A 5836-nucleotide genomic window follows, 5' to 3' on the forward strand; every position below is an offset into this window, starting at 1 on the left:
GCGCAGCACGCCGCCACCCCGGCGGGGGCGGCGGCGGTGGCGACGGGCTCACAGACCAATCCTGACAAATCGCGCCGACAACCCCAAGGGTTTCCGCGCGTCCTTCTGCCTTACTCGGGCGGGTCGGAGAACATCAGCCACAGGTAGCCGTATGACGACGCCCGCCGGTGGGTCTTGGGGGGCGTAATCGGCCACGTGCTACCTCCGGGTCAGGTGTCAAACCGTAACGGAGGGCCGGGCCGTCCACGGCACTTAGCGCCGACCCCGGATCTGCCCAGCGCCCGAGTGCCCGGATCGCCGCTCGCGGGCGGTCGCCGCTCAGACGTCTCGGCTCAGACGTCGCGGCTCAGACGCGGTCGCCGGCGCTGACGGTCTGAAGGATCTCCGGGGCACGGCTCAAATAGCGCTCCGCCGAGAACCGGACCGAGAACCAGAGCAGGACGAGGGCATAGAGCGGGCCGAGCACGAGCGCCGCCCACGCGTACATCGAGTCGACCGTCTCCCCGAGCACGACCAGCACGATGACGGGGATGCACAGCGCCGCGCCGCCCAGCATCGTCACGAGCGACGCCGCGAACGCGCGGCCACCCTGGCCCGGGACGCGGGAGGCGAACAGCGAGGTCCGGCTCTGGGGCACGGCATACGGCACGTAGGCGGAGGCGAACACCGCCGCCGCGGCGGGCGAGGCGATCACCGCGCCAAAGCACAGCCCGAGCATGCCCGGCAGGTGCGACCAGCCGTCCCGGACGACCACCTGGATGAGCACCCCCACGAGGCTGATGACCAGCCCCGGCACGATGGCGGCGATCGCGTGCCCCCACAGCTCGCCCCGGGCGCGGGCCCGGTCGGCGAAGGCGACCAGGTGCAGCCACAGCCCCGAACCCTCGGTGGCATAGGACGTCGCGGCCTGCATGCCGGCCATCGCTCCGGCGAAGGCGACGGCATACCCCGACCGTTCGCTTCCGGTGACCAGGAAGGGCCACCCGACCGCCAGCATGACGATCATCAGCAGCGGCAGGCGCCGCATCGGGTCGCGCCAGGTCATCGTCGCATCGCGGCCGACCATCAGCTGCGCGGTCGAGCGGGTGTCGGTGGCGACCGCGTCGGCGTCCATGAGCCCGCCGGCCACGGCCGAGGACTCGGTCGTCGAGCCGATCGTCGTCAGGCTCTTGTGCAGGGCCCGGCCCCACCACACCCACAGCGCGACGAGGAAGGCGACGGCGATGAGGGCGCGGACGGCGGCAGACAGCCAGCGGCCCTCGTCGAGATCCGACGGGATGACGGCCAGCGCTCCGGGAGGCGTCCACCCCAGGACGCGGCCGACGGAGCCGGCCAGAGAGTCGGCGAACGACCCCGCCCGGGCGCCGCCCGCCGCGCCGGACAGCACGACGTAGACGACGAACAGGGCGAAGGTGACGGCCATGCCGAGGTCCCGGCCGCGTCGCGAACCCATGAGGGAGGCCATCGAGGCGGCGAGCGCGCGCGACCCGATGACGCACATCAGCAGCACCCCCAGCACGCAGGCGAGGGCGACCGGCAGCAGCGACCAGCTCCGGCTCAGGCCGATGGCGGCGCCGGTCAGCGCGATCGCGTTGGCGAGCGGGAGATAGCCGACGAGCGAGGAGACGAGCAGGCCGCGCTGCAGCCGGCCGAGGGGTATCGGGAGCAGCGCGAAGCGGCGCGGGTCGACCGTCTCGTCGACGCCGAACGCCACCAGCGGCATCACCAGCCACGCGAGCAGCAGGCTGAAGAAGAAGCTGGCCAGCCCCAGAGGGGCGGCGTCCGGTGCGGTGCGCAAGGTGGCGAAACCCAGGCCGACCAGGCCGCCCACGACGATCGCGGCGAGGACGCCGAGGATCAGCCAGAGGATCCCGAGGTCGCCGCGGTTCATCGCCCGGTTGCGGATCAGGCGCAGCTTCAGTCCTGCGAAGAGCGCAACCATTCCAGGCCCCCCTCGGCGATGTCCCGGCCGCCGACGATGTGGAAGAAGGCGTCGTCGAGCGACGCGGCGTCGCCCCGCACCTGGGCAAGGGGCCCGGCCGCGACGATATTGCCCTCGTTGAGCACGGCGACGTGGGTGCAGTTGTCCTCGACGAGGTCCATGACGTGGGAGGACAGGACGACCGTGCGGCCGCCGCGGACATACGAGTGCAGCACCTCGCGGATGATGCGCGCCGAGACGGGATCGACCGCCTCGAGTGGTTCGTCTAGCAGCAGCAGCGGCGGCGAGTGCAGCAGCGCCGCGGCGAGGGTGATCTTCTTGCGCATCCCCGTCGAATAGTCGGCGACGAGCTTGTCGCCGGCCCCGGTCAGGTCGAGCACGTCGAGCAGCTCGCCGCTGCGTTGGGTCACGACCTCGGTGGGTATGCCGCGCAGCCGCCCGAGATAGGACAGCAACTCGGCGCCGGAGAGCCGTTCGAAAAGGCGCAGCCCGTCGGGCAGCACCCCGATCGCCTTTTTCGCGGCCACCGGGTCGGCCCAGACGTCGACGCCGTGCACCCACACCTGGCCCTGGTCGGGCCGCAGCAGGCCGGTGACCATGGAGAGGGTGGTCGTCTTGCCGGCGCCGTTGGGGCCGACGAGCCCGTAGAAGGATCCGGCGGGCACGTCGAGGTTGATGCCGTTGACGGCGACCCGGCCGCCGAAGGCCTTGCCGAGACCGCGGATGGCCAGCGCGGGTGGGGTGGGCGCCGCCTTTTGAGGCGCCGCCTGCGGAGGGGGGTGTGGGGTGGGTCCGGGAGCCCCTGCATACTCAGTCACACTGCGACGCTACCTGTCAGCACTGTCACCGCGTCACCGCCCACCCAGATCCGGTCGTCGGTAGTATGGACGTGCACTCGCCCGTCGCGGCCGAGCGCTGTCCCTTGCCGGGCGACATACCGCTCCGGCAGGCGGCTCTCGCCGATGAGCCACTGCGCCATACCGGCATTCAGGGAACCGGTCACCGGATCCTCCCCTGCGTCGCGGCCGTCCGAGTAGAAGGCGCGCACCTCGACCTCCACGCCCTCCACGTCCACGCCCTTGACGTCCACGCCCTTGACGTCCACCGCCACGGGGCCGCTGTCGGCGTGCCGGCCGAGGACGCCGACCTTCAGTCCGCGCATTCTGGCCGGATCCGGGTCGAGCGCGAGAACGCTTGCGGCGCAATCGATCTCGAGGCCGATCCAGCCCGGTCCGTTGTCGATCCACGCGGCGGCGAGGATCTGGTCGGGGGTCAGCCCGAGCGCTGCGCCGATCGTTGCCACGTGGTCCAGCTCCACCGGCCCACTGCGCAGGAGCGGGGGAGCGGCGAAGGCGAGCCGCTCGGCATACGACACATCGACCAGCCCGACCCCGCACTCCTGGACGATCCGGCCCTCCGCCTTCGGTATGCCGCCCGCCTCCCGCCACGCGTGCGCCGACCCGATCGTGGGGTGGCCGGCGAACGGCAGCTCGCCCGCGATCGTGAAGATCCGCACCCGGTAGTCCGCGCGCGGGTCGGTCGGCTGCTGCAGGAATGTGGTCTCCGACAGATTGGTCCAGTTGGCGAACTGGGCCATCTGCTCGTCGGACCAGTCGTCGGCGTCGTGCACCACGGCAAGAGGGTTGCCCCGCAACGGGACCGCGGTGAAGACGTCGATCTGACGGAACGCGGGCACAGGGCCCAGTCTGTCAGCGGCCGATCAGGAGTTGCTCGGCGGGCGCGTGGTGCCGTTCCAGGTGTTGCCCTGCTTGGCCCAGTAGCCCTTGAGGTACTTGCCGAGGACGACGCGGCCGAGCCGGTTGCCACTGAAGGTGCTGCCGGCGATGGCACCGATGCCCAGACCGTAGGCCGTGGAACCCTTCGGGTTGGTGGCGACATTGTTCGTCACGATGGAGTAGTGGGTGCTGGTGTCCTTCGACGGCAGCGTCAGCTCGCGGTCCTTCATCCGGAAGCCGAAGGCGATGGTGGTGTAGCGGTCGGCGCGGTTGTTGCGCCAGACGTTGCCCCATCCGGACATCTCGTCGTTGTAGCCGACGGGCACGTCGCGCACGAGGTTGTTCTCGAAGATGTTGAAGGAGGCGTCGACGTCGGTGGCGAAGCCGCGGCCGTCGTCACCGAGGTCGTGGACGTAGTTGTTGTCGATGCGGTTGTAATTGGAGGAGGTGCCCAGCCGGATGCCCTCCTGCATGTAGTGGTTGGTGCTGGCGTCGGCGATGTGCGAGACGTCATTGCCGGTGATCCGCCAGAAGGTGCTGAAGGTCAGCACCCAGATGCCCGGGCCGGTGCCGCAGTCGACGCGGGTGATCGTGTTGTCCTGGATCAGGCCCGAGCGCGCGAGGGTGGCGTGGATTCCGCGGCCGGTGACGGTGTTGCCGATCAGCTTTATGCCGTCGGCGGGGTTCAGCGTCCGGCCGATCTTGCTCTCGACGTAGGCGATGGCGCCCCTGCTGACCTCCGGGTCGTTCGTGGAGGTGCCGGGGACCCGACGCCTTTCCTGCCAGTTCCTCTTGTCCACCAGGCTGTCGGTCCACGTGAAGGCGTCGAAGCCCCCGCCGCCGTTGATGTAGACGCCGTTGTGGATCTGCAGACCGGAGATCGTCCAGTAGTCCGCCCCGCCCTTGACGAGGATCGTGCGGTCCGAGGTCGGCTTCATCGAGGAGCACTTGGTGGCCGGTTGCACGGAGGTGAGTTTGACGGGACCGTCGCCGGCGGCGGTCAGGGTGATCGGCGCCCGGGCGGTGCCGGAGTGCGTGATGCTGATCTGTTGGTTGTAGGTGCCCTTGTGGACCAGGATCTTCGCGCCCGGCCCGGACCGGTCCACGGCCTTCTGGATCGTGCGGAGCGGCTTGGCGGCCGTGCCGGGGTTGGCATCGCTGCCGGTGGTGGCCACGTGGATGCTCGCGCCAACGAGGCGGCCGCCCTCCGGGATCGACGCGGTCGCGGTGGTGCCGGCGGCGAACACCGGAATGGTCAACAGCCCGGCGCCCAGGCGGGCAGCGATCGGCAATGTGGGCATGGGTCCCCCTGTGAGCAGCACGTTGTTTTGGGATTTGGGAGGCAAACTACCGCGCGGACCCCCGTCGGCAAAGCCGTGTCCGCGTGAGGTGACCTGCGCCGGGGGTCGGTGACGCTGAGCGAAGACTTATCCCGGCCACAGCTTCATGACAGGTTCGCGGCCCAATCTGAGGCCATCAGGGAGAGCGGAGATGCCGCTCTCGACCTCGCACAAGGAGCATGAAGACTATGGCTTCCAGCAAGCTCGGCAAAGGCGCGCTCGCCGCGAGCGCGGCCGGTCTGCTCATTGCCGGCGGCGGCGCGATCGCGTATGCCGCGACGGGCGACTCGACTTCCACGACCACTCCCACGTCCTCCGCCAGCTCGTCGACGTCGAGCGGTCTGCCCAGCCTGGACAACGGCCAGGGCGCGAACAACGGCCAGACGGGCCAGCTGGCACCCCAGGGCGGCATGGGCCGCGGCGGTATGGGTGACGGCCAGGGCATGGGCGGCCACGCGCATACGGCCGTGACCGGCGATGAGTTGACCAAGGTCAAGGACGCCATCAAGGCCAAGGACTCGGACGTCACCGTCACGCAGGTGATGAAGGACGAGGACGGGTCGTATGACGCGTTCGGCACCAAGGACGGGCAGATGGTGCGGGTCGAGGTTTCTGCCGATCTCAAGACTGTCGAGGTCGGCCAGGGCGGGCCGGGTATGGGCCGCGGCGGCATGGGTGGCCACCACGGCGGCGGGATGCCCGGCCAGGCTCCCGGCCAGTCCGGCGGCTCGGGCACCCTGCCGGTCCCCACGCCGAGCGGTACCACCTCGAACTCCAACACCTCTTTCACCTGAGCACCGGCGGGGGGGGGGGCCCCG

General features: G+C 70.3%; 5 protein-coding genes. 1 reads left to right on the forward strand and 4 read right to left on the reverse strand.

Annotation, left to right across the window (positions count from 1 at the left end; all coding sequences use genetic code 11):
• Positions 1–346: 346 nt before the first annotated feature.
• From BN11_RS16830 to BN11_RS16845, 4 genes are read right to left on the reverse strand one after another with little or no spacing between them, the layout of a single operon-like run.
• A complete protein-coding gene (locus BN11_RS16830) occupies positions 347–1942 on the reverse strand; it encodes a hypothetical protein (protein ID WP_048699493.1) in 1596 nt (531 codons plus the stop codon).
• Complete coding sequence (locus tag BN11_RS16835) at positions 1918–2760, reverse strand: ABC transporter ATP-binding protein (RefSeq protein WP_083433832.1); 843 nt, start codon at positions 2758–2760, stop codon at positions 1918–1920. The genes BN11_RS16830 and BN11_RS16835 overlap by 25 nt, the downstream gene beginning before the upstream one ends.
• On the reverse strand, positions 2757–3647 hold the full coding sequence (locus tag BN11_RS16840) for a PhzF family phenazine biosynthesis protein (protein WP_235435620.1): 891 nt from the start codon (positions 3645–3647) through the stop codon (positions 2757–2759). The genes BN11_RS16835 and BN11_RS16840 overlap by 4 nt, the downstream gene beginning before the upstream one ends.
• A gap of 15 nt (positions 3648–3662) precedes the next feature.
• Entirely contained in the window at positions 3663–4979 is a 1317-nt protein-coding gene (locus BN11_RS16845; protein ID WP_048699495.1) for a DUF1565 domain-containing protein, read from the reverse strand.
• 227 nt (positions 4980–5206) lie between these two features.
• Between BN11_RS16845 and BN11_RS21405 the strand changes: the two genes are divergently transcribed.
• On the forward strand, positions 5207–5812 hold the full coding sequence (locus tag BN11_RS21405; RefSeq protein WP_053084154.1) for a hypothetical protein: 606 nt from the start codon (positions 5207–5209) through the stop codon (positions 5810–5812).
• The last annotated feature ends 24 nt before the right edge of the window (positions 5813–5836 follow it).

The sequence above is a fragment of the Nostocoides australiense Ben110 genome (genome assembly GCF_001050535.1).
GTDB classification, from domain to species: domain Bacteria; phylum Actinomycetota; class Actinomycetes; order Actinomycetales; family Dermatophilaceae; genus Nostocoides_A; species Nostocoides_A australiense.